Consider the following 22,095-nt stretch of genomic DNA (forward strand, 5'->3'; position numbering starts at 1 on the left):
AACAACCGGCGTTCGCGGCAATGTTCGCGATGGCTCAACCGACCTCACCGCATTTGGCGAACCCATGCACAACTGGGCCTGCCACCAGCTTGTCAATCTTTAAGGAGAATTGCGAATGACACGACTTGTTGTCGTCCCCGGAACCCGTGGTATCATCTTGCCCAATGCCCCGAAAATCCAGATGACGGATTTCGACAAAACCATCGCCAACATTCCCGGTCTGCGCTTCGTGATTGATCCCGCCACGCTCGCCAGCGACGGCTCCGGCCGGGACAGGTTTAGCCAGACGCTGATTGCGCCTCGTGGGACAGGTAATGCCCGGATCGCAAACGATGCCGATTTCAACGGCCTGCCGGTGATTTCAATCGCTAACGGCTCATCTGGCCTCGGTTTGCCCCCCGGCAGTCTCACGTCGAGCTTCACCATGATCGGTGTGGCGCGGTTGGACACTGCACGTTACGACGCCGCCACGACCAGCATCCTGTTTGCATCATCCGTCAATGATGGGACGCAGATATCCTCGCTGCGGGCAAACTCGGCCAACGATCCAACGTTCGTGGCCGTCGAAGGGGTGAATTCCAACAATATTGCAGTGTCTGGAAAGCCGGCCCGTGGTTCAACGGCAGTATGGGCGCTGTCGTTCGACTACGACACTAAGGAATCTGCACTTGTCACCGGAAATGGCAGTGTGGTTAAACTGTTCACTCATGCTTCTTCACATCAGGCCCTTGAAGGTGACCGCTGGCACTACGGCGGCAACCGGAACACTGCCTCAGGCTGGGTCGGGAAGATCGGCATGGGTCTGCTCTGCGACCGTGCTTTGCACAAGTCTACGCTGTTGCCGTATCTGCTCTCTTCGATTCAAGCCCTCAAGGTGCGCTACGGCGTCATTTGAACCGGTTGTTTCTTTTTTATCTTCTTCTTCGTGGTCTCGGCGGTGTAGTTATATAGTTTGGCTTCACCTTCGTGCCACGAGGGCTTGAATGCGTTGTGGTCGCCGCCGACGTACTTGTGACAAAATACATGCTTCCACGACCGGCCGTCTAAAGACGAATAGTCAACGAACCCCATGAGATACACGGCAGTGTTGGCGTCCGTGTCGATCTTTTCGAGGGGCACCGACTTCTCGCGTGACAATACCGGTTCACTTCTCCCTTTGTCAGCGACGATGATCGCTCCATCTGTCTTCCATCCTGTATGTTCAAGAAGGTTAATGGGGGAGAGGCGTTTGTAGTCTTCGAAGAAGAACAATTTCGCCTCAAGGTTTTTTATGATGGCGGGAGATGATCCGAAATTGGTGAGAACAAAGCTGATCCTCGTGTGCTGCTCAGGCGGAGTTACCGTTTTGTCGGGCTTCTCGCCAATGTTGGATATGTAAATCCTTGGCACATCTAGCAGAGCCTGTTCGCGCTCGTTTTTCAGGGTGTTGTTGAGCGCCTTTCTCACAATTAAAGTGTTGTACGCTGTCAACGCAGCGGCGGCGAAAGTGCCTATCGCGGCCATCGGTGTCCAAATGTCGGTCATTGGATGCTTTCTTTCCCAACTCGTTTGGCAAAAGGTTAATCTCTTACGGTTTGCCCGAACCTTGCGCACAAGACTTCACTGGGCCGTTTAGCGCTATCCTCTAAAAATCAGGAGATATCCTCAATGGATATGACAACGTTCTTCGCATATGCGAGGCGCGCGCCTTTTGGTGGCCGCCTTTCGCAGGGCCAGATTGACGGCATGAATGCCCTTTTCCGGTGCTGGGCTTCTCACAAGATTACCGGTTCGGACAATAACCGCCTTCTCGCCTATATCCTGGCATCGGTGTTTCATGAGACTGGCGGCCGCATGCTGCCGGTGCGCGAAACCCTCGCATCAACCGACGCCGGCGCAATCGCTGCGCTTGAAAAGGCATGGAAAGCCGGGAAGCTCGGACAGGTGAAGACGCCATACTGGCGCAAGGATAAGGACGGCAAGAGCTGGTTCGGCCGTGGCGATATCCAGCTAACGCACAGAGTCAACTATGATGCGCTTGGCAAGCGGATCGGCGTCGATCTGGTCGGAAATCCATCACTTGCGCTCGATGTCGATATCAGCGCCGAGATTGCCATTGTCGGCATGTTGGAAGGCCTGTTTACCAAGCGAAAGCTTACCGAGTTTTTCAACCTCAAGAACGATGATCCTATCGGCGCTCGGGCAGTCGTGAACGGGACCGACAAGGCGAAACTGATCGCCGGCTATTACAAGTCCTTCCTTGATGCATTGGAGGCGGCCACCCTCGCCCGCTACAACGGTCAGCCGGCTGATGTTGCCGCGCTCGATGCGCAGCCGGACAACGTGCCGGTGGCGCAAAGTCGTTCGCTCTGGACGATCATCGGCAGCTTCTTCGGCGCTATCGGCCTCGGCGCGGTGGGTGACGCGAGAGCCTTTGTCGATAGCGGCGCAACGCTGTTCGGTGCGATCTCCAATCCGTGGTCATTCGGCAGTCTGGTTTTCATCATCGTGGCGGCCAGCGTGCTGTTTTGGCTGATCGGTTCTGGCCGCATCACCATCAACCGGGCAAAGGCAAGTTGACATGCTCGACACCCTGAAACGATGGCTGGCGGTTGCTGGCGTGGCGCTCACATTCGTTGTGAGCGCTTTTCTTTATGGCCGCACGACCGGCAAGGCGGATGCCACGGTCGAGCAGCTCAAGCGCAACGCGAAATCCGCCGCAAAGGCGCGAGGGATTGAAGATGATATTCGCAAGACTGGCGATGCTGACGTTAAGCAGCGGCTTGATCGCTGGATGCGTGACTAACGGCAATTATTGCGATGTTGCCCGCGCTATCAGGCCATCAACGCAAGATGCCCTGACGCCGGAAACAGAGCGGCAAATCCTCACCGAGAATGAAAAGATTCAGAAACTATGCGGAGTAAAGCCATGACCGGCAGCGAAATCATGGCCGTCGCGGTCTTCTTCATCACGATTTTTGGCTTTCTGTTCGGCCTCTGGAAGTATGTTGATGCAAAGATCAACACTGCGAAGACAGAGGCTCATGGCGCTGCGTCGGCAGCATCCGCATTGGCGTCTTTGGCAAGAGAGGAGCTTGCTGCGCACCGCTTGCACGTGGCGGAAACCTATGTCTCGAAGTCCGGGCTTCGCGAACAGACGGAGCAGATTATGGGCGCAATTGGCGCTGTAAAGGACGCTGTCGACAAAATGACGTTGCGCGTAGACCGCATCGTCGAAAATCAATCTAAACCGCGCACGACGCGGACTTCTTAAGTTAACCCGCTTGCCGAGAGGTAGGCGGTTTTTTTTGTTATTCCACCACCCGCAAAACCGGCGGTGCACCCTCAGCTCTAAACGTCTTAAGATCCACCTGCGTCATCGGCCCACGTGACGTGTGCATTGTCAGGGTGCTGATATCTACATCCAGACCAGTCTTGTGAACTTCCTTGATGGCATCGTTCAATTGACGGAGAGCAATGGCCAGCCGTTGCTCTGCGCTCTTCTGGCGAGCGATGCGGGTTATCATCGTGGCGGCTCCTTGTGCGGGTAGTGCTCCCAGCAATGCCATATGGGCTTTTCAGCATTCGATTTCGAGTAGCCGAAGCCGCCCCACTTACGACAGTTCTGGTACGCGCACCAGTGATTCTCATGGATGCCGTCGCCGGCTTTCTTCTCGTCACTCATTCATTTCTACCTCAATTCGGGGCGTCGCCGGCAGCGACTGGCACCGCTCCGCCAGCGTGATGTTCTGCTGACCATATGTGAAGTGCGGTCGCTGGATCATCCGATGTGACCCAGCTTATGACCACGTCTGAAAGTGCCGGGTCGTGATAGAGAATAACGGCAAGCTTCTGTTTGTCGCTGTAGAGCATGTGCATCGACGCACCCGAGGTTCGCGTCGCGTCGGCCCAATATCGTTCAGGGCCGGCGTAGGCGTAGACCTCATCAAATTCTGGTCTCGCCTGAGCCGCCTCAATGAGCCTTCTGTCTATAACAGACAATTCCACCGCATCCATGTCCATGTAGTCGCCGTCGGCAGGCTGTCTAATAGCGCTTATTCCACGTTCTTCGAGCACGCTGGGTTTCAGAAGCATTTTCTCCTCCCTCATCCAAAAAGATCGGCAGTCTTTCTCTCGTCTTCGACAGGCAGCAGCACGAGGCCCTCATCAGGTAATGGTCGTTGAAGCGATTTCGCTTCTTCCCATGGCGCTGTCAGCCATGTTTCAATTTCATCCTTGTTCGTCAGAATGACCGGCATCGCTTTCGGATGGATCGGCTTGACGATGCTGTTCGGCTCAGTCGTCAGGAATGCAAAAAGCTGGTGTTCTCCACCGCGTGGGTTCTTCATTGAACCGCGAACACCATTCCAATCCGTCCAGATGCCGGCGAAGAAGGCGAGCGGTGCCTCTTCGTTGATCGCAAACCAGCGCTTTGTCTTGCGTGGCGTGGTGTCCTCCCATTCGCAAAACATTGTCCACGGCACAACGCATCTGTTCTCAGGCCTAAGCCATCGCCGCCAGTGGGGCGACGTAACATTACGAATGTTTGTGACACCCGTGTCCGGCTTCCCCTGTGTGACGAATTGCGGCGAGGGCATTCCCCAAGTCAGACCGGCGAGTTCCCGGCCATTGTCGCCGTTTCGCACTACGGGCGCCGATCGGTCCGGGTAGATTTCTATGTCAGGCTCGAGGTTAAGCCGTTCCTGCATGACGCCCACGATGTCGCGGATAGATTCCTGATTGGTCTTCACACGGTATAAATTACACATGCTCACCTCGGCATCTTGGCTATGGTGATTTTGACGTCACCCTTTGTGTTGCACCTTTTGCACTTTAGCCGCTTGGCAATATCGTCGACGGTGGTATCTGTCCTAGCCACGCGGTTGAGTTGCCAATGCTGGATATTCGAAACGTGACCGCAGTAATTGCACTTGGCAACGACAATCTCCCAGTTCCGTATTTCCTTGACCTTAACGGACGTCGGCGGCGCTTGTTTCAATGTTTCGATGAGGCTGCGCGAGCGGGCGTGGTATGTAAGCCTGCATCGATCCGAAAATCCCTCTATCGGCCGGGGACACTTGATTATATCCTTCGCTATCTTGTTGAGCAGGGATGGCATTGAGTGGTCGCCATATTCGATCATAAGCTCTCCCGAGCAGACGAACTTCAGAAGCTCGCAATCCTCGCACAACACGCCAACCGGTTCGCCGCCGTAGTCGGACAGCAAATATGCTCCTTCACCTGGCATCTCGATCTGCTTCCGGCATCCATCCCCTAGTGAAGCCTCGGCCCATTGCAGCCGTCGCCAGAGCGAGTTGCATCCTCAGATGCAGAATGTCCTCCATGAGCGTCTCAATAGCAGCGCGACTATCGCCGTCATGCCATGCAATGATGTGGTCCACCGGATCGGCGTCCGGCCTTTGTATTTCCGGGCGCACGTCCTCGTTCTCCTTTTTCAGAGCCGCAAAATATTCCCTGTCATGAAAAGGCGCGCGCCCCCGCGCCGGTAAATCAGTCTGGCATCAAGTCGGAAATTTGCCCATGTGAAACCAGCAGACGCGGGTTTGTCATGCCCCCGCTTTCCTCGTCCACGGTGACGGCGTAAGCCGCAACGCCGATATGGCGCGGTGCCATTGCGCTCGCTATTTTCTCGGCGGAGGCTTGATTAGAAGCTTGACGCATTTCGCCCGGAACAACACCGCCACGACTGTTTTTGAACTGCACGACAATGATTTTTTCAGCGTCTGACATGTGTCTTGGTCTCTCATTTGTTCTATAAATGTTCTCATTCTAGATAAGAGTCAACATGGTTTGTCCGGCCTATTGGTTGGCAACGCCAACCGAAATCTTTTCAGGATGAGGTCATCGGATGAACTTCATATTGCCTTGTTGATTTTTTTTACCTACAAGTAGGTTAGAAAAACCGACAAGGCGTGAAACCGTGATGATTCAGACAAGCTTAGTGAAGGATGAATTCGACGTTGAACAACGTCTCCAGCAGTTGCAACTGGATCGCAAACTTCTTTTGGAAGTACGTGATGTGGCTCGTGCGGCTGCGAATTCTGCTACCTCGTTCCATACCGCAAACGCATCCGGCACCTACGCATACATTGAGGGTACTTGGGCATTGCGGGATCGTTTCGTTGGTCCGGACTGGGAAACGGATAGGTCCGAGGGCGTCGAGGCAATCTTTAATAAGAAGCTTATGCTTCGCGTTGCATTTTCCAACGTTGATATTGCCGCAAACCACTTTCGTCACCCCAAGCCCAGATCTCCAAAAGGAGCAGGCGCCGAAAGGATTTGCGAAGGAAACCTTTTTGGGGATGACCTTCCTTCGTATGCGCCGATCGAACCGAGTGGTATCGCCACATATTACATGATGGTTGATGAGCGCGGCGCTGCCGAGCTGTCCCGGCCTGTCATTCAGGCCAGCACCTTTATCGCTTGTATTGAACGGATTTTTCTCTCTGACGGTCTCGATTCAGCTCTTGACAATCTCGTGCAGGAAAACGACGACCGCGCCGACGACTTCGATCCCAGGGTGATCGCGCGATAGCGCCGGAGCATACATGTTCAATAGTAAGAGGCTCAGCTTGGCCCGTATGAGGCGTCGGCTCACAGCAAAGAGTCTTGCGGAGCTGACGAATTTGTCGCCGATGACAATAACTCGGCTGGAAAAAGGAGAGAATCAACCGGACGAGAGTACGGTTGAGAGGATTGCATTAGCGCTCGACTACCCATTTGAGTTCTTTTTCTCTGATGATCCTGAACCGTTAGATACTGATGCGGTGAGTTTTAGAAGTCTCACGAAAATGAGCGCCAAGGAGCGCGATGCGGCTATATCTGCCGGCGCGTTAGGTTTGCAACTAGCTGACTGGGTTGAGAGACGATTCTCTTTGCCTGATACGGATGTGCTTGACCTCAGCTATGAGACTGATGTGGAGGCCGCCGCGAGATCGCTTCGTGAACATTGGGGATTGGGTGAGCGTCCAGTTGGAAATGTGATTGGGTTACTCGAAACAAAGGGCATCAGGGTATTCTCACTCTCCGAAAATACGAAAACAGTCGATGCGTTTTCTTTCTGGCGAGATAACAAGCCGTACATTTTCTTGAATAATTTTAAAACGGCAGAGCACAGCATTTTCGACTCGATTCATGAGCTTGGTCATCTTGCCTTGCATCGCCATGGTGGCCCGAAGGGTGATAGTAGGCAAGTAGAGCGTGAGGCGAATGCTTTTGCATCGGCCTTTCTTATGCCTGCGAATGACGTGAGGGCGCGCGCACCACGGTTCATTGATATAAACGTCGTGCTGAAAATGAAATCTCGCTGGCGTGTTTCGGCGATGGCAATGGCCTATCGCCTGCACCACCTCGGCAAGCTGACGGAATGGCAGTATAAATCAATGTGCATAGAACTTGGTCGCAGAGGCTATAGAAATGGAGAGCCAGATGGAATCGAGCGCGAAACGTCAATAGTTTGGCGAAAGGTTCTATCCCATCTGTGGCAAGAGCGCGTCAGCAAGAACGAGATTGCTAAGCAACTCAATATTCCCCTAGACGAGCTTGAAGGGCTGATTTGGAGTCTTACTGGCACGCCACGCCCCCCTGTATCGCCTGTCGGCCTTTCCGCGGTTTAGGGCAGCCTGTATTCACCGGCAGCTTAGTCAAGGTTTCTCATTTAAGTTCGGGTGACTGCAGAATAAAAAACTGCGCTCCAAACCCGTGGAGCGCTTCCTCGGCGATCTCCCGCAACATTTGCTGCTCTACGCTGAGTTCCTTGGGTGTTCTAACGTCCGGGGCTGGGCCCGCAGGAGGTAGCGCGACCTCAGTCTCTCTCCAGCGCCTACGGAACGGGCTAGGATAGCGGATCGCCACCTTTCTTTCTGCGCGGACACCGTCAATAACGGCCTCGACGAATTCTTGTGTCTCTCGCGCTTCTTCACGCCGTGCTCTGATATCTACAAGCCACTCTTTCAATTGGCTTCTGACGGGACGGCGATCGAACTCAATGCGAGTAACAATCAAATCATACAAAGCCGCCGCTGAAACCGCCTCTATTGAAACAGGTTCAGAGCAGAAGAAGGCGCGCCTACCATCGTAAGCCACGTGATGCTTTTCGTCGTCAGTAATCAATCCGATAGAGCGCGGACGGACAAAGATGGAGCGCGCTGCGACGTCCTTCGCGTGCCATGCCTCGTTAATCTCGGATATCAGGTGAAAACGGGGGGCGGCGTAAAACACAAGATTTCTTCCATTGTCCAAAGTGAACAGTGAAGTATGTTGGAACGACTTGGTCCTCTCTGTTATTGGGAAACGATAGAATGGCCGAGTAAGCGGAAGGCGGTGTTTCTTAATCTCTTTGGCGCTTGCTCTGGACATGCAGTCAGCGCGCTTAAACTGGAGATAAAGAGCAACTCCAGGGGCATCCAACTTAAGGTCATAACCGCCCCCTTGCTTCCCCTCTTCAATCAAGCTCGGAAAAATCGGCGCAGCATTTAAAGGAGCCCAGCCCACAATCTCATTTGTGAGCGCAAAACCGTAAGAAAACTCAGAGATATCAGAGATCAAATCACGCACCAAAACCCAACTAAATGCCGTATACGCTTATCTATTCTCTTTTAACGTGTAATTAATGGCGGCAAGCCCACCAGTCATCTTGGTTGAAAGTAGCAATCCCGAGCTACGGTACAACCTCTAGGTTTTGAGCCGGTGGCTAGACGCCTTGTTGCCTCGTCAGACTTGATGTTTTCGCTTGGCGTTGCAACTACGACTGAAACTGAACGGTAAACGGCGGATCGTTGTCGCGGCGGTAGAGTTTATTTTGAAATCGAGCTTCTAAAACTGCGATCGCTTGTGTCGTCCGGTGTCGAGACTTAGCATATAGGAACCGATTGTTATGACCGTAAAATCTACAGATGATTTGTGTTAGGCTACGAAAGCAAAGTGAATTGTTATAATTAATTTTGTGAGTTACGATTTGATGCGTCGAGATAGCGCGCAACCATTCTGCGTGTTCGGCGTTGCATAAATAGCAACGAAGCGGTAATGAGAGCCAAAAGCCACAATAGTCCGTTAAGAGACCATTAAGGGACGTTGCTGCGTAATAGCTGCAACAATGAAGGGAAGATGTCATGTCGGTGTCAGCCATCGTGTTCAATGCTCTAATGCAGATTTTAGAGGCGAAGCAGCCTATTCCCGCCCGAGCGCTTGTTGAAGCTATGCAGCAAGCTGGTCATGGCCAAGTGGAATCAAAACGAGCCATCCAGCTTGCGTTCGAGCGCGGCAAGATCCGCCTAGATGAACAAATGCGTGTCGTAATGGTAGAGTCTCATCTTGCGGCAGCCTAAGTGGCAGCTAGTTGAGCGAGAAAGACGCCAGCACTGCATTTCTAAGCAAGATCAGCGCAATCAATTCGCAATCGACAGAGACCGAATTCAGTATTCGTCGTCTTTTCATCGCCTTGCCGGGGTGACGCAAATCGTCCGCGCCGGCGAGGCTGATGTATTTCACACTAGGCAGCAACATACATACAAGGTCGCCCAAATTGGCCGACGCTTGGCGGAGATGTGCCTCAACGCGTATCCGGAACAAAGCGAATACCACGGCCTAGACGCCGAAGCGGTCGAGGCGGCAGGGCTTGCCCACGACCTCGGTCATCCGCCGTTTGGTCATGCGGGTGAGTACGAACTAAACCGTCTGGTCGAGGCGGCGGGAGATACTGATGGCTTCGAAGGCAACGCACAGACGTTTAGAATACTTACGGCTCTGGGCGTAAGGTTCACCGACGTCAACGGTTTGAACCTCACGCGCGCGACGCTTGCAGCTGTGCTGAAGTATCCATGGCATCGAGATCTGGACCACCCTAACAAGAAGAAAAAGTGGAGCGCCTATAAGGTAGACGCTGTGGCCTTCGACTTTGCGCGGGAGTTTCATCTTAAAGACGATCAGACCCTCGAAGCTGCATTAATGGACTGGGCGGACGATATTGCGTACTCCGTCCACGATTTGGAGGACTTCCACCGCTGCAATGCCATCCCGTGGAGGGTCATCATCGACGAGAGTGGCGAGGCTGTGAAAGCGTCAGCGAAACAACGCTGGCACAACCCTCCCCATGACATAGATACCCTTCTCGATGAAGCTTTCGTACGAATTGGAGACGCAATATACCTCTTCGCCGAAACGTTATTGGCGCCCTACGATGGATCTCGTGACCAGCGTGTGGGGTTGAGGACTTTTACGTCGGAACTGATCGGCCGACTGATCAAGCAAACCCGACTGGATTTCGACGGGAGCGGAGTGGTAATACCGCGAGAGGTTGAGGGTGAGGTACGCATCCTTAAGGAAATTACGAAGCATTACATAATTAGCAACCCCGCATTGCTCGCGCAGCAGCGGGGCCAAAAGAAAATAATCTCAGATATTTTCCAAGCTCTTTGCGAGGAATCGAAGGTAGCGCCACCGGGATACCTTCCGACGAGGCTCAGATATATTTGGGATTTAAACGAGGGCAACTTACCGCGTTATGCAGCAGACTGCATCTCAGGACTGACCGAACGGGAAGTTGTGAGCCTTCATGAGCGAATGTTCGGCGCTAATGCCGGTTCAGTCCTCGATCCGATCGTACGATAGCTCATTCGCCTATATCTTTCCTATACCGATCTCGAACCTTCTTAGGCGCCATCATCGGCGGTCTGCGTCATCGATATAACCGCGCGTGTCCCCCAAAAACGCCGCAACATTTTTTCTGTAACATAGCGTTTCAGGACGTTGATAATATCTTCGTGTCGTCTGCCGTGGCCGCCGCAGCAAATATCGGCGCGGCAGGCGTTGGACACTTTCCGAAAAAGCGTAATGTTCGCGTGGGAAACGATGAGGCACAACAATCGCGTAAGCCGCTGATTTACTTGAAAATCAGCGGCCCGGCTTGGGGTACCATTTCCAAAATCGCATTGATTTTCTTCGTTTTATTCCGGTCTTTCAAAAAGACCGGTCGATTGCTTCGCGGCCATCGAGACACTCACGAAACTTTGCTCATTCGCCCCTCGAATATTACCGGGCTTTCATTTGCCAGATGCAAAGGACTGGATTAGACGAATCCGGGAATACACCGTTGAACCGGCGACTTAATTTCGCCATCACGCCCGCCTTTTTGAAAGCCCGTTCGGGATATCTGCTTCTTCGTGAAGTTTGGGGAAAACATCATGGCCACTGCAACAACCGCCGACAACAGCCGCACGCTCGCCGCTCTTGGCGTAACGGCGGGAATGATCTTTACTGTCGGCTCCGCCCTCGGTTTCCAGCATATTGGCGGTTATACGCCCTGCGCATTGTGCCTTTTGCAGCGCGATCCCTATTACTACGCCATTCCGTTGGGTATTCTGGCCATAGCGACCAGCATCTTCAAGCTGCCGGTTCAGATCACGCGGCTGCTTCTCGCCCTCATTGGCGTGGCGATGCTGATCGGCGCCGGGCTTGGTGTTTATCACGCTGGTGTGGAATGGGGTTTCTGGGCAGGGCCTATCACCTGCGCCACGGGTGCGCCATCCATCACCACCAATGCCGGTGACCTGCTTGGCAATCTGAATGCCATCAAGGCACCCTCCTGCAACGACGCTGCACTTCGGGTGCTCGGCCTTTCGTTTGCCGGTTGGAATGTCATTGCAAGCGTTGCGCTTGCGGCCGTTGCCTTTTTTGGCGCGAGCCGGAAAAGCCGTTAAACGGAAAAGCCGCGTTGCAGTCCTCAGGATCAAGGCTGCAGCTCGGTATCCCAGTAAAGATAGTCCATCCAGCTTTCGTGCAGGTAGTTGGGCGGGAACAGCCGCCCGTTATTGTGCAAGTCCTGAACCGTCGGCTGGAAGGGCTTCTGCGCCGGGAACATGCCCGCCTGCTTGGGAAGCTTGCTGCCTTTTCTAAGATTGCAGGGAGAGCAGGCCGCCACGACATTGTGCCACGTGGTTTCGCCGCCATGGGCGCGGGGAATCACGTGATCGAAGGTCAGGTCGTCCCGCGTGCCACAATATTGGCATTCGAACTTGTCCCGAAGGAACACGTTGAAGCGCGTGAAGGCGGGGTTGCGGGTGGGCTGGACATAGGTCTTGAGGCTGACGACGCTCGGCAACCGCATGGAAAAGCTGGGTGACGACACCGCGTGATCATATTCTGCAATGATGTTCACACGGTCTAGAAAGACGGCCTTGATCGCGTCCTGCCAGGACCATAACGACAAGGGATAATAACTCAGTGGCCTGTAGTCTGCGTTCAGAACGAGCGCCGGCAGGGCCTGTGGTGAAACTGCAATCGTCAAGGGCTTCTCCTGATCGATTCGGCATCTGCACTTGTATATTAGGTCCGTTGTTACAGGATTGTGAAGCCCATAAATGCAGCGGAGAAGAGCTTAATTTTTCAGCTCTAAAAACGTCTTTTTTGCGTTCCGGACAATCGTGCGGCGAGATAGTCGTCTGGCCACTATCTGGTGATGCGCCCAGCGGTACCGAAGCGATTCGCCTGCCGACGAAGGCTATATTCGTTCTCACCCTCAATGCGGGATCAGTGATATAGTCAACGCGACGAACGATTGGGAAAGCAGAATGCGTATCTGTCGTTCTGTTGAGGGAAGGAAACGGCCATGATCTTGCGCAGGCACCAAACGGCAGCGTTATGGAAGGGCCTGGCGGCTGGCGCCTTTGGCGTGCTGATGGGCCTGCCCGCTTCCGCTTCTGCCCAGCAATATCAGAATTTCGAAGTCACGCCGAATGGCCGTGGCGGTGCGCAGGGAACGATCGGCGGGCGCAATTTCGAGGTCTACCGCAATTACGACCGGCCGCCGGCAAGTCGCAGCAACTCAACCGATACGCGGCGTGAGTACCGAAACGCTGTGCCACAGCAGACATGTATCATAGATGCCGAGGGCCGCACCCGCTGCAAGTAAGCGCCATCGCACCGGTTTCCCCGCTGTTCTATCTCGCTTTAATAAAATTGGATTTCGCTAAAAAGCAATCTATCGACTTAAACGGCCCGCAACGAAGGGTCGCTATGTTGCCATGCACAAGAGACAACAATCGGGCAGAGGCAGAGACATGGCGAAGAGACAAATCCGTCTGGCAAAGACTTTGGCAGTTGCCGTCAGTGTGGCGGCAAGCATCGCGACAATGGCATCGGCCGCCCCGCTTGCGGGCCTGGCGCAGAACCCGACCGCATCGCGTCCCGGCCTGTTCATGACGACAAGCCGCCCGACAATTGCACCCATCGCCTTCGCAAAATTTTGCGACGACGCCGCCGACCAATGTGTCCGGATTGGCGATCGCGACACGGTCGAACTGACCAAGCAGAAGCGCACGGAACTCCAGCGCATCAACGCCGAGATCAACACATCGATAATCTACACAAGCGAAGCGGACGGACAGGACGAATGGAATCTGAACCCCGCAAGCGGTGACTGTGACGACTACGCGGTGACCAAGCGGCAACGCCTTCTGCGCGCCGGCTGGCCCTCGGGCGCCCTGCGCATTGCCACCGCCCGCACCCCTACCGGCATAGGCCACGCCGTTCTGGTCGTCAGCACCAGCCAGGGCGATCTGGTGCTGGACAACCGCACCAACGTCGTCAAACCTTGGAAAGCGGTTGACCTGAAATGGATCAAGATCCAGTCACACGAAAACCCGCGTGTCTGGCTGAAACTCTAGGTCTATCTCGCACAGGATAGTCATCTTCGAACAGGAAGGGGGCGCTCCGTTCCTCTTCAATCGCCGCGGCGCGCCTTGCGAAAATCGACACCGGCTTTCGCAATTCCCTGCCCCGGATAGCTTTGTCCGACGGGGCTTTGGCTGATGCTGTAGCCGTTGCATGGACCCAGGTTTTACGGGCTCTGTGGCGTTGGCTTTCAACACTCTTGACCTCGTGCAAGAGAGACAGTATCGGCATCTATGCCTAAAGTGCTCAACTGGATTCGCGGTCGTAAACAGCCAGCCCCCCGCGACGACCGGAGGCGGCGCAGAATAGACCTCGGCGACAAATCTCCGTCTTTTCCGATCTATGCCATTGGCGACGTCCATGGCAGCCTCGATCTGCTTTTGCAGGCGGAACAGAAAATCCTTGCCGATCTCGCAAGCAATCCATCCCCCGCTCTGGTTATTCTTCTGGGCGACTATGTCGATCGTGGCCGGGATTCCTGCGGTGTTCTCCAGCATCTGCTGCAACCACCGCCGGCGCCCCTGCGCCGCATCTCGCTTTGCGGCAATCACGAACAGCTCTTCAGCGATTTCCTCGAAAATCCGCAAGACAACATGCACTGGCTGGATTTCGGCGGCCGCCAGACGCTTCTGTCCTACGGGGTCGATATCAGCTACTTCATGAACAACGGCCGTCTGCGGCTTCAGCCGTTCAGGGATGCGCTGATTGGCGCGATCCCGCAGGCCCATCGGCAACTTCTAGTCAGCCTGCCTATCTGCGTCCGCATGGGACCCTATTTTTTCGTTCATGCTGGCCTCAAACCCGGGGTGCCGCTTGAGGCGCAGACCGATGAGGACATGTTGTGGATCAGGGAACCCTTCCTGTCGGAAGGGGCGGGACTGGACCTTCTCATCATCCACGGCCATACGCCGGCGCCGGAGCCACAGACAGGTCCGCAACGGATCGGCATCGACACCGGCGCGTTTACGACGGGCAGGCTTACCATTTTAAAGCTCACGGATGCGGGGCCGCGACTTATTGCCTGATGGCTTGCCATCGTTGGATCAGGTTGCACCAGCCAGACGCATCACAATCGCGATTTATTTGCCCTTCAGAATATTGCCGAGCACCGTCATTTGCCGGCGGTTCCATTCGACAGCGTCAAGGAACGCATTGTTTCCCAATTCCTGCCGCTGCTCCCGACTGGAAGAGAGCCTCATAATGGCATTGGCAAAGGCCTGATGATCTCCATCTTCAACGACAATCACGCCACCACGATATCCTTCTGAAAGCCCCCTCACACCCGTCTGGGTGCTGATCGTTGGGACACCCGCAGCCAGAGCGTCAAGCAGTTTTATATTGATGCCCGTGCCAAGCGTGATGGGATTGATGGAAAGTGGCGCGCGCGTGAACGCATCCTTCAAGTTCTCCACCCGGCCAAGCTTGAGAACCCCCTCCATGTCCTCGACCTTTCCACATATGCTGCCTGCCAGCACCAGGCGAATGTCCGGACGGGCCGCCCTGACCAAAGGCAGGACATTGTGAAGGAAACTATTGAGAGAAATGACGTTCGCGTCGTTGCCTGAACCGAGAAACAGAAAATCAGCGGAAGTGAAGTCTTCCACTCTCTGGCCGAGATCCAGAATATGGCTCACCGTTTCAACCACCGGCGGCTCTCCTGCCAGCCGCTGCTTGAACGAACGTTCCTCTTCTTCCTGTATGGCGACAACGACATCGGCGCGGCGGAATGCCTTGCATTCCACGTCCGGCGGAACCGAGAACCAGTACCCAAATCTGTTGGCCGTGTTCACGAACGCCTTGTGACGATCGGCGAAGGAATCGTGCGTGTCGAGAATGCGAAGCACATCATCCGGCAGCCCAAGAAAAGCTCTCGAATGAAAGGCATATTCGACGATAACGGCGTTAATCCCGAGTCGACGCTGAAGATCCAGGACCTGCCTGCCTATTTCCGGATAATAGAACTCGTCGAGGTAATTGTAGAAACCGCTGTCGCGGCCAAGGAGCCGTTGAATTTTCCGACGGGTTCGAAATGCGGTCAACCCAATCTCGAACCTGAAGTCGTCGATGAGCCGTGCTGCAAACCCGCATCTTTCCCTGGACACGACGTGCATATGTCCGGCCCCAAACTCGACCTCATGGGCCGCGGGATCGAAATCAGCTATCATCGGAGTATCGACATAGACGAAATGCACTTCATGTCCGAGGCTACGCACGGCGCGTGTCAGCTGGAGAATCCTGTTCCGCGCACCCTCGTTGGCGGGAACGGCAGGGAATACGGAAACAAAAGCGACTTTCATGAAAATGACTCAAGGCTGCTTGGCGAAGGTTTCGAACACCTGAAAATTCCTTTTGGAAAGGTCCAGAATTTCAGGCAGCTTCTTCCCGACTTTTTCGCGAATCTCATCGGCCTGATCCACAAAATTGATCAAGGCATTCTTGATGCCATCATCCGTATGGAACTTGGCGGGCGAAAGCAGCTCAGCCGCGGAGAGACCGAAATGCTGGTACAACCCTTCGAACTTGCCTTGATACGCAATGCATATCACAGGAACGCCCTTGCCCAGCGCAGCGATCGCAAGATGCATGCGTCCGCTGACGAGGCCATCAAGTTTACCGGCAACGCCTTTTAAAACCGGGGCTGGCCATCTGCCATCCAGATATCGAACCCTGTCTGTCTGTGAAGATGGAGCAAGCTCGGTAATGGCCTTGAGGCAGGCTTGATCGCCCACGTCTTTCCGGTAGTCATGCGGAATGACCAGCCAGCAGACCGGTCTTGCATCGGCAACGAACTCCAGTGCTTCGGCCCCGCGCCTGATGATCGCCGCGATCTGCGCGCTATCCGCATTCTTGAACAGCATGGGATGCAGATTGAAGCCCATGACCCTGTATCCCTCGGCGCGCTTTCGCGCGATCCACGAGATCGTATCTTCATCGGGTTCCGATGGGACAAGGCTAAATGCAGAATCGGAAACCAGTGCCGCCTTGGCCGTGGCAAAGGCGTTCAGACGCTCGAGGGAAACAACGTCACGCACATTGAGCGACACCCCCGGATGAAGGGAGCTGTAGAACTTCGCCAAAGCGGGGTGCGGCGTTTCATTAAAACTGAAACCGAGGATAACGTTTTTGATCCCGGCAGCGGCAGCCAGATCAGCGCTTGCCAGGAGTTTTGCGCTGACCAGCGGATGATAATAGCCATCCATCACGTCGGCACCCACAACGACGATGCAATCGTACTTCCGCACCGAAAATTGCTGGGCAAGGGCCTGGATGAAGTCAGGCTTTCCAAAGATATCGACGGTAACAAAGCCTCTCTGCAAAGCAGAGTCGCCAAAATTCGTTCCGTCGACGAGGATGTCTATCTCGACATCGGGATTGCTCGCACGGGCATTCTGCACGGTCGCCGTGATCATCGCGTCATCGCCGGCGGAACCGAACAGGGTGATGGGATCACCAGCCACGATCAAAAGCCGGTTCAGCCGATCTCCGACATTGATAGGCTTGATACTGTGCTTCAGCTCTTGCAGATCATTGAAGAGTTGCTGGACCGCATTATCCAGATTGCGCCGCTCGTTATATTGCACCAGCTTCCGACGCAGTGGTGCAGGGAGTATTTTTTTCACGAGCTTGCGCATTTTCTTTCCTTTCGAGAACCGATTTTGCTCATGATGAGGGCGATGGCGGACCGGGCCTCGCTTCTCGCGGTCAGAGCCAAAAGCAACAGATATGCGACGCCAAACATACCACCGAGCAGGATGCCGGATACGAGGTCGCCCGCACCCAGCATTTTAACTTCAGGTCGCATCCACTGAACGAGCAGGAAGCAGAGACCGCTGGAACCGAAGCTTGGCAAAAGCAGGAGGAAAATTCTCCACAGCTTGATGCCGAGTTCCCGGGCGACAAAATAAAATGTGAAAGGCGTCGAAGTGAGCTGCCCGAAGACAAACACGATGACGATTTCCCGGATGTTTTCCGTCGGGACAAGCAATATCAACAGGATGGTAGAGATTGCCTTGACCGTCCCGGCAATCAGCACCTTATCCGGCCTGCCGCGTGCGGACAGAAACGGGCCGTTTTGAAACTGGACGCATTGCAATGCACCCAGCAGCAGCAGCGGCCGCGCAACCGCGTCGGCACCCTGCCATTGCGCGCCGAACAGGACGTTGCAGATCTCTGGCGCCAACGCAGCCGAGAGCACGAAGATCGGTGTCGAAAAGATCGACGATATGGTGATGGATTGCTTGTACAGTTCCGCCATGCGCTCCCGCTCGTGCGATATGCGGGACAGCACCGTCAACGAAACATCATATAGCGCCGCCTGAAGCAGCTGCATGAGAAGCTGATAGAGCCTGCTGCCGACGGTGTAGAGCCCAAAGAGGGCAACCCCGTAACGCCCCAGGATCATGACGTCGATCAGCCGCGTGGCTCCGAAATCCACGATGCGCAAACCGAGAGCCGACGAGCCGAAGCGAAGCAATTCGAAAAAAGTGTCGGGCTTGAGCGTGGTGCCCGGAAGCCAGTGCGGTTTGCGCCAGAGCCAGATCAGCGTCACAATGGTTGCAACATAAGTCTGAACGACGAGGCTCCAGACGCCCAGGCCCATGATGGCGAAAGCAATCGCAACGCCACCGCCGATAATATTCGAAATGAAGGTTCTTATTGCCAGCGGCTTGAACGCGAGCGCACGCCGATAATTGACTTCCTGAAAAAGCGAGGCGGTATTCAGCGGCAGCAATATACAGATTGCCACGATGATCGGTGCCAGCCCTTCCACCTCGAACCAGCTTTCCAGTCTGGGCGACAGCAGACAAACAACGATGACAAACACCGTTGCCAGCGCAACGGACACATAAAATGGCAGATTGACGTCGCTTGGCTCCAGATTTCGTTTCTGCACGATCGCATCTGCGAAACCGAACTCCGACAGCATCTGGATGAGCATCAGAACCAGGCCCGCCGTGGCGACCATGCCGTAGTCGGTGGGGCTGAGGAACCGGGCAAGAACGATGAAAAGAATGGAGGTAAAAAGCTTTCCACCCCAGTTCTGGACGATGGACCAGAAAACGCCTGTTATCGCGGCGCTGCCTATCGAACTTTGCTCCGCCATCAACCTGCCGCCTGCAAAGCCGGTCGTGACAGCCCGACCACCGCAGCGGCCAGAAAACGATCGAAGTCCAGCTTGGGGAAACGGACTTTGCCGATATTGCTTTCTACCATGTGCTCTTTCCTTGGAAGAAACGCTTGCAACGGACCCGGTCCGTTGCCGGTCTAAGATGCGCGTAAGGTTCGGCTTTCCCTGCTTTTCGCCAGCACGTCCTCGTAGAGCTTCACATAGTTCTCACCCACCCGGCGCGAGGTGGATTCCTCGACGATATTTCCGAAATCGGCCTCCGTCGGCAATTGCTCGCGCGAAAGCGTCAACACCCGGCGAATGCGTGCGGCAAGGTCCGTGGCGTTGCCCGGTTCGAACAGCCAGTCGTGGTTGGTCTCGCCGATCAGTTCCGGAATGCCGCCCGAGGCAGCGCCGATGACCGGAACCCCCATCGCGTAAGCCTCGTAGATGGTGCGCGGCGAAGGTTCAGCCCAGAAGGAGGGAACGATGAGCACATCGATCTCTTCGAAGAATTCCTTCGGCTTTGCCCAGCCGACGAACTCGATCGGCAGGTCGCCGGCCTGGGCCTTGAAGCGTTCGATGGAATCGTCCATCGCGTGGCCGGCAACAAGACAGCGCCAGTTGCCGTGGCCGATTTCCCTGAAGGCATCGACCATGTTGCCGACACCCTTTTCCGTGTTGATGCGGCCGATATAGCCGAAGGTCATCGGCTTGCCGGTTCGGTCGATCTGCCTGCGTGCGACCGGGTCGCCCTCCGGAACCGTGCAGGAATAAAAGATCACACGGCGCATGCTTTCCGGCAGGTGATGGAAAAGCCCGTGATCGACATGGGTTTTAAGGATTTCCGTGCCAACGCTTGCCACCGCGCCGATGTAGCGCTGCGTGAATTTCTTGGTGAAATTCACCACCTGACAGCCGAGATGGATGTGTTCGCAGGGCTTGCCGCCCTTGAACATGGCGGCGTTACCGCACAGAAGATCATATTCGCAGATCGTGTGGACGATCGGAATGTTGCGTTTATGCGCCGCCCGCCACACCAGCGTCGTCACATCCAGCAGCGAGTGCGTATTGAGAACATCCGGCTTGAAATCGTCAAGAACGGCTTCGAACTGCTTCTCGACGTTGAAATTCCATTGCTGCTTGATCTTCTGCATACGCCTTTGCTGCGGCGTATATTGTGGCCAGTCCTCGAGCCAGAAATCGTTATTGTGGAACATGCGGTAGACGCTGACGCCATTGCGCACCGTTTTGGGTTCGGCCTGCCGCTCTATGCAGGCGGCACCGACCTCATGTCCCATGGAGACGAGTTCCTCGGCAAGATGTTCGACCGAGCGTTCGCACCCGCCAACGATATGCGGCGGATAAAGGCTGCTGAGATGGAGAATTCGCATACGGATACGCTCTATTTCCTTATCGAAAATTTATGACTTCCGCTTGGCCTCGCCCATGTTGCCGGATACTCCGGGACCAATGAGACATGTGCAAAAAACACAAAAGGCAGAGCAGATTTAACGCTTGAAAATATGAATAACCAAAAATCCACTTTCAAAAAGCACGGGAACTGACGGCATTTCAAGTGCTTTTTTTTCGCGGCGCGACAAAAGTCATGCCGTGTTGCGAAAAGAACCTGTCCCGTGTTAGCTTCATTCTCATATGGAAAAACGTACGGGCGGAAGCGGTGAATTCTGTTTCGTCCGCATATAATATCATTAATTTATATATTTATTTCATTTCAGAAACATGGATTTGATGGCGAATGAAGATGCCAAAAACTTCCAGGACAATCTGACATATTGAGAGGCGCCGCCGATATGATCGCGGCTGCTTTTTATAATCTCGCCGGAATGACCAGGAGACGCAGATGAACGGAAAACAGCCGATCACCATGGGCCACCTGACACGGCGCGGCCTGCTTTCAGCTGCACCTTTCGCACTGGTTGCCGCCACGGGTGTGCGCCCCGCTTTCGCGCAGACTCAATCCGTTTTTTCGGCCAGCACGGAAGTCTTTTTGGACAGTGTGGGCGTGTGTGGCCATTTCGCCCGGACAAACGGCATTTATCCGGAAAGCTTCGAGCGCATCCTGCCTGAACTGGAAGCGCTTGGTGTGGGCCACCTGCGTGACGAGGGACTGATTACCGCAAGGGACAGCCGCAACAGCCCGGCTTTCCAGCGCCTGCGCAGGATTGTGGCGGCCAACGTTCGCCTCACGATCATCTGTTACGACAATCTCAACCCCTACGTCTCAACGCCACTGAACAGGATTGCCGATTTCTACAACTGGTGCGACGGCGGCATCGAAGTTTTCGAAGGCAGCAATGAACCGACGCTGACGAAAGACCCGGCCAATGCGCCGCGCATTTCGGCAGAGCATCAGGCTGCACTTTTTGCAACGATCCGCTCAACTCCGGCCGTGAGCAACGTACCGCTTGTCGCGCCAAGCTATATCCAGGCGAATACGGCGCTGGCGCTAAACCTGCAGAACGTGTGCGACTTCGGCAATATTCACCCCTACGCCGGAATGGAACATCCCGAAACGACTGGGCCGGGGGCGCTCTCCAAATCTGTCGCGGCCTCGGCGCATATAGCAGCCGGCCGGCCGGTGATCGCCACGGAGATTGGGTACCACACCTCACTGCAACCGAAGACCTTCCATTTTCCCGTCACCGAAGGCATCAAGGCGCGCTACATGCCGCGCACGCTCCTGTGGTCCTTCATCAGCGGCATCCGCCGGGCTTACATCTATGAAATGGTCTCCAGCTTTGCCGAAGACGAGACAAATCCGGAATCGTCCTTTGGCCTGCTGCGCCACGATCTGAGCCGGACCCCTGCGTACGGGGCCGTTCGTGCCCTTCTTGCGCTTTGCAAGGCAAGTCGACAAACAGAGCCAGCGGAACGCAGCCTCGCTTTCCTCAACGATGATTCCGAAAGGTTTTCCCTGCGCCTGACAAGACCAGACGGCGCGCTGCTCGCCCCGGTGTGGCTTGGCATACGCGGCTGGCAATGGCCGGCGCGGATCGAAAATCCGCCAACCGAACGTGCAACGGCCTTTTCGGTAACCGGCCCGCATAGCCAAGTCATCGCGCACCGGTTCGGCGATGACGGTTCCGTAAGCCAGCGGGTGATCGCAAAGGAAGGTGGGCAATACCGGCTTTCCGTCAGCGACCAGCTTACGGTGCTGGAGGTTTTCTGAACGCGTGCGGGCGAAAGCCGACAAATTTTATATATCGTGTCAGCCTATTGCATGATAGCCTTCTGAAATAGAGGACTTTTGCTCGCTGCTACGAGCGCACAATATTACTGTATAAATTTTTTCTTTT

At 54.9% G+C, this 22,095-nt stretch carries 26 protein-coding genes; 14 read left to right on the top strand and 12 right to left on the bottom strand.

Annotated features, from left to right (window positions below; genetic code table 11):
• Positions 1–115: 115 nt before the first annotated feature.
• Positions 116–895, top strand: coding sequence for a hypothetical protein (locus AC1DCP_RS14740; protein WP_476774391.1), 780 nt, complete (start codon positions 116–118; stop codon positions 893–895).
• Here the strand turns inward: AC1DCP_RS14740 and AC1DCP_RS14745 are convergent.
• Positions 880–1,524: a hypothetical protein gene (locus AC1DCP_RS14745; RefSeq protein ID WP_476774392.1), complete on the bottom strand. Its 645-nt coding sequence runs from the start codon at positions 1,522–1,524 to the stop codon at positions 880–882. The genes AC1DCP_RS14740 and AC1DCP_RS14745 overlap by 16 nt on opposite strands.
• Positions 1,525–1,647: 123 nt before the next feature.
• On the opposite strand from AC1DCP_RS14745, the gene AC1DCP_RS14750 reads away from it, so the two are divergent.
• From AC1DCP_RS14750 to AC1DCP_RS14760, 3 genes are all read left to right on the top strand, one after another.
• On the top strand, positions 1,648–2,559 hold the full coding sequence (locus AC1DCP_RS14750) for a glycoside hydrolase family 19 protein (RefSeq protein WP_476774393.1): 912 nt from the start codon (positions 1,648–1,650) through the stop codon (positions 2,557–2,559).
• 1 nt (position 2,560) lies between these two features.
• Positions 2,561–2,785 carry a hypothetical protein gene (locus AC1DCP_RS14755; RefSeq protein WP_476774394.1) on the top strand — a complete coding sequence of 75 codons (225 nt, stop codon included), beginning with the start codon at positions 2,561–2,563 and terminating at the stop codon, positions 2,783–2,785.
• A gap of 123 nt (positions 2,786–2,908) precedes the next feature.
• Positions 2,909–3,253, top strand: coding sequence for a hypothetical protein (locus tag AC1DCP_RS14760; protein WP_065687874.1), 345 nt, complete (start codon positions 2,909–2,911; stop codon positions 3,251–3,253).
• A gap of 37 nt (positions 3,254–3,290) precedes the next feature.
• Here AC1DCP_RS14760 and AC1DCP_RS14765 read toward each other — a convergent pair whose 3' ends face one another.
• The 5 genes from AC1DCP_RS14765 to AC1DCP_RS14785 all read right to left on the bottom strand — a co-directional run bounded on the left by AC1DCP_RS14765 (position 3,291) and on the right by AC1DCP_RS14785 (position 5,730).
• Complete coding sequence (locus AC1DCP_RS14765; protein ID WP_476774395.1) at positions 3,291–3,506, bottom strand: hypothetical protein; 216 nt, start codon at positions 3,504–3,506, stop codon at positions 3,291–3,293.
• A gap of 169 nt (positions 3,507–3,675) precedes the next feature.
• Positions 3,676–4,074, bottom strand: coding sequence for a hypothetical protein (locus AC1DCP_RS14770; protein WP_162695636.1), 399 nt, complete (start codon positions 4,072–4,074; stop codon positions 3,676–3,678).
• Positions 4,075–4,085: 11 nt separating this feature from the next.
• On the bottom strand, positions 4,086–4,748 hold the full coding sequence (locus AC1DCP_RS14775) for an SOS response-associated peptidase (RefSeq protein ID WP_476774396.1): 663 nt from the start codon (positions 4,746–4,748) through the stop codon (positions 4,086–4,088).
• A 2-nt stretch (positions 4,749–4,750) separates the two neighbouring features.
• Entirely contained in the window at positions 4,751–5,206 is a 456-nt protein-coding gene (locus tag AC1DCP_RS14780) for a hypothetical protein (protein ID WP_476774397.1), read from the bottom strand.
• 284 nt (positions 5,207–5,490) lie between these two features.
• A complete protein-coding gene (locus tag AC1DCP_RS14785) occupies positions 5,491–5,730 on the bottom strand; it encodes a hypothetical protein (RefSeq protein WP_065687879.1) in 240 nt (79 codons plus the stop codon).
• Between the two features lie 193 nt (positions 5,731–5,923).
• Here AC1DCP_RS14785 and AC1DCP_RS14790 point away from each other — a divergent pair, with 193 nt between their 5' ends.
• Together AC1DCP_RS14790 and AC1DCP_RS14795 are read left to right on the top strand one after the other, a co-directional pair.
• Positions 5,924–6,535, top strand: coding sequence for a hypothetical protein (locus tag AC1DCP_RS14790; protein ID WP_476774447.1), 612 nt, complete (start codon positions 5,924–5,926; stop codon positions 6,533–6,535).
• A 13-nt stretch (positions 6,536–6,548) separates the two neighbouring features.
• On the top strand, positions 6,549–7,616 hold the full coding sequence (locus AC1DCP_RS14795; protein WP_476774398.1) for a helix-turn-helix domain-containing protein: 1,068 nt from the start codon (positions 6,549–6,551) through the stop codon (positions 7,614–7,616).
• Positions 7,617–7,653: 37 nt separating this feature from the next.
• Here AC1DCP_RS14795 and AC1DCP_RS14800 read toward each other — a convergent pair whose 3' ends face one another.
• Positions 7,654–8,547 carry a hypothetical protein gene (locus tag AC1DCP_RS14800; RefSeq protein ID WP_476774399.1) on the bottom strand — a complete coding sequence of 298 codons (894 nt, stop codon included), beginning with the start codon at positions 8,545–8,547 and terminating at the stop codon, positions 7,654–7,656.
• A gap of 563 nt (positions 8,548–9,110) precedes the next feature.
• Between AC1DCP_RS14800 and AC1DCP_RS14805 the strand changes: the two genes are divergently transcribed.
• From AC1DCP_RS14805 to AC1DCP_RS14820, 4 genes are all read left to right on the top strand, one after another.
• A complete protein-coding gene (locus AC1DCP_RS14805) occupies positions 9,111–9,326 on the top strand; it encodes a hypothetical protein (protein ID WP_476774400.1) in 216 nt (71 codons plus the stop codon).
• The gene (locus AC1DCP_RS14810) at positions 9,313–10,608 is read left to right on the top strand and encodes a deoxyguanosinetriphosphate triphosphohydrolase family protein (protein WP_476774401.1); all 1,296 of its coding nucleotides are present in this window, start codon (positions 9,313–9,315) and stop codon (positions 10,606–10,608) included. The genes AC1DCP_RS14805 and AC1DCP_RS14810 overlap by 14 nt, the downstream gene beginning before the upstream one ends.
• Before the next feature lie 152 nt (positions 10,609–10,760).
• Positions 10,761–11,069 (top strand): hypothetical protein, encoded by a 309-nt coding sequence (locus tag AC1DCP_RS14815; RefSeq protein WP_476774402.1) that lies wholly within the window; start codon positions 10,761–10,763, stop codon positions 11,067–11,069.
• Positions 11,070–11,180: 111 nt separating this feature from the next.
• The gene (locus tag AC1DCP_RS14820; RefSeq protein WP_013761732.1) at positions 11,181–11,696 is read left to right on the top strand and encodes a disulfide bond formation protein B; all 516 of its coding nucleotides are present in this window, start codon (positions 11,181–11,183) and stop codon (positions 11,694–11,696) included.
• A 29-nt stretch (positions 11,697–11,725) separates the two neighbouring features.
• Here AC1DCP_RS14820 and AC1DCP_RS14825 read toward each other — a convergent pair whose 3' ends face one another.
• Complete coding sequence (locus AC1DCP_RS14825; protein ID WP_003511248.1) at positions 11,726–12,283, bottom strand: HNH endonuclease; 558 nt, start codon at positions 12,281–12,283, stop codon at positions 11,726–11,728.
• Positions 12,284–12,604: 321 nt separating this feature from the next.
• On the opposite strand from AC1DCP_RS14825, the gene AC1DCP_RS14830 reads away from it, so the two are divergent.
• From AC1DCP_RS14830 to AC1DCP_RS14840, 3 genes are all read left to right on the top strand, one after another.
• A complete protein-coding gene (locus tag AC1DCP_RS14830; RefSeq protein ID WP_065687882.1) occupies positions 12,605–12,907 on the top strand; it encodes a hypothetical protein in 303 nt (100 codons plus the stop codon).
• Positions 12,908–13,055: 148 nt separating this feature from the next.
• The gene (locus tag AC1DCP_RS14835) at positions 13,056–13,661 is read left to right on the top strand and encodes a transglutaminase-like cysteine peptidase (RefSeq protein WP_025595463.1); all 606 of its coding nucleotides are present in this window, start codon (positions 13,056–13,058) and stop codon (positions 13,659–13,661) included.
• Between the two features lie 240 nt (positions 13,662–13,901).
• A complete protein-coding gene (locus tag AC1DCP_RS14840; protein WP_003511251.1) occupies positions 13,902–14,693 on the top strand; it encodes a metallophosphoesterase family protein in 792 nt (263 codons plus the stop codon).
• A gap of 54 nt (positions 14,694–14,747) precedes the next feature.
• Here AC1DCP_RS14840 and AC1DCP_RS14845 read toward each other — a convergent pair whose 3' ends face one another.
• From AC1DCP_RS14845 to AC1DCP_RS14860, 4 genes are all read right to left on the bottom strand, one after another.
• Positions 14,748–15,965, bottom strand: coding sequence for a glycosyltransferase family 4 protein (locus AC1DCP_RS14845; RefSeq protein ID WP_065687883.1), 1,218 nt, complete (start codon positions 15,963–15,965; stop codon positions 14,748–14,750).
• Positions 15,966–15,974: 9 nt separating this feature from the next.
• Complete coding sequence (locus AC1DCP_RS14850; RefSeq protein WP_035199577.1) at positions 15,975–17,300, bottom strand: polysaccharide pyruvyl transferase family protein; 1,326 nt, start codon at positions 17,298–17,300, stop codon at positions 15,975–15,977.
• The gene (locus AC1DCP_RS14855; RefSeq protein ID WP_065687884.1) at positions 17,285–18,772 is read right to left on the bottom strand and encodes a lipopolysaccharide biosynthesis protein; all 1,488 of its coding nucleotides are present in this window, start codon (positions 18,770–18,772) and stop codon (positions 17,285–17,287) included. Before AC1DCP_RS14855 ends, AC1DCP_RS14850 begins: the two co-directional genes overlap by 16 nt.
• Before the next feature lie 161 nt (positions 18,773–18,933).
• The gene (locus tag AC1DCP_RS14860) at positions 18,934–20,169 is read right to left on the bottom strand and encodes a glycosyltransferase family 4 protein (RefSeq protein WP_019564824.1); all 1,236 of its coding nucleotides are present in this window, start codon (positions 20,167–20,169) and stop codon (positions 18,934–18,936) included.
• A 470-nt stretch (positions 20,170–20,639) separates the two neighbouring features.
• On the opposite strand from AC1DCP_RS14860, the gene AC1DCP_RS14865 reads away from it, so the two are divergent.
• Positions 20,640–21,968: a hypothetical protein gene (locus AC1DCP_RS14865; protein ID WP_065687886.1), complete on the top strand. Its 1,329-nt coding sequence runs from the start codon at positions 20,640–20,642 to the stop codon at positions 21,966–21,968.
• The last annotated feature ends 127 nt before the right edge of the window (positions 21,969–22,095 follow it).

The organism is Agrobacterium sp. 10T429 (assembly GCF_056393925.1).

Coding starts and splice junctions, on each gene's coding strand:
- AC1DCP_RS14750 (WP_476774393.1), top strand. CDS start 1,648: ATGGATATGACAACGTTCTTCGCATATGCGAGGCGCGCGCCTTTTGGT.
- AC1DCP_RS14845 (WP_065687883.1), bottom strand. CDS start 15,965: ATGAAAGTCGCTTTTGTTTCCGTATTCCCTGCCGTTCCCGCCAACGAG.
- AC1DCP_RS14790 (WP_476774447.1), top strand. CDS start 5,924: ATGATTCAGACAAGCTTAGTGAAGGATGAATTCGACGTTGAACAACGT.
- AC1DCP_RS14865 (WP_065687886.1), top strand. CDS start 20,640: ATGAACGGAAAACAGCCGATCACCATGGGCCACCTGACACGGCGCGGC.
- AC1DCP_RS14855 (WP_065687884.1), bottom strand. CDS start 18,772: ATGGCGGAGCAAAGTTCGATAGGCAGCGCCGCGATAACAGGCGTTTTC.
- AC1DCP_RS14745 (WP_476774392.1), bottom strand. CDS start 1,524: ATGACCGACATTTGGACACCGATGGCCGCGATAGGCACTTTCGCCGCC.
- AC1DCP_RS14760 (WP_065687874.1), top strand. CDS start 2,909: ATGACCGGCAGCGAAATCATGGCCGTCGCGGTCTTCTTCATCACGATT.
- AC1DCP_RS14835 (WP_025595463.1), top strand. CDS start 13,056: ATGGCGAAGAGACAAATCCGTCTGGCAAAGACTTTGGCAGTTGCCGTC.
- AC1DCP_RS14740 (WP_476774391.1), top strand. CDS start 116: ATGACACGACTTGTTGTCGTCCCCGGAACCCGTGGTATCATCTTGCCC.
- AC1DCP_RS14755 (WP_476774394.1), top strand. CDS start 2,561: ATGCTCGACACCCTGAAACGATGGCTGGCGGTTGCTGGCGTGGCGCTC.
- AC1DCP_RS14820 (WP_013761732.1), top strand. CDS start 11,181: ATGGCCACTGCAACAACCGCCGACAACAGCCGCACGCTCGCCGCTCTT.
- AC1DCP_RS14765 (WP_476774395.1), bottom strand. CDS start 3,506: ATGATAACCCGCATCGCTCGCCAGAAGAGCGCAGAGCAACGGCTGGCC.
- AC1DCP_RS14770 (WP_162695636.1), bottom strand. CDS start 4,074: ATGCTTCTGAAACCCAGCGTGCTCGAAGAACGTGGAATAAGCGCTATT.
- AC1DCP_RS14785 (WP_065687879.1), bottom strand. CDS start 5,730: ATGTCAGACGCTGAAAAAATCATTGTCGTGCAGTTCAAAAACAGTCGT.
- AC1DCP_RS14795 (WP_476774398.1), top strand. CDS start 6,549: ATGTTCAATAGTAAGAGGCTCAGCTTGGCCCGTATGAGGCGTCGGCTC.
- AC1DCP_RS14860 (WP_019564824.1), bottom strand. CDS start 20,169: ATGCGAATTCTCCATCTCAGCAGCCTTTATCCGCCGCATATCGTTGGC.
- AC1DCP_RS14850 (WP_035199577.1), bottom strand. CDS start 17,300: ATGCGCAAGCTCGTGAAAAAAATACTCCCTGCACCACTGCGTCGGAAG.
- AC1DCP_RS14805 (WP_476774400.1), top strand. CDS start 9,111: ATGTCGGTGTCAGCCATCGTGTTCAATGCTCTAATGCAGATTTTAGAG.
- AC1DCP_RS14840 (WP_003511251.1), top strand. CDS start 13,902: ATGCCTAAAGTGCTCAACTGGATTCGCGGTCGTAAACAGCCAGCCCCC.
- AC1DCP_RS14830 (WP_065687882.1), top strand. CDS start 12,605: ATGATCTTGCGCAGGCACCAAACGGCAGCGTTATGGAAGGGCCTGGCG.
- AC1DCP_RS14775 (WP_476774396.1), bottom strand. CDS start 4,748: ATGTGTAATTTATACCGTGTGAAGACCAATCAGGAATCTATCCGCGAC.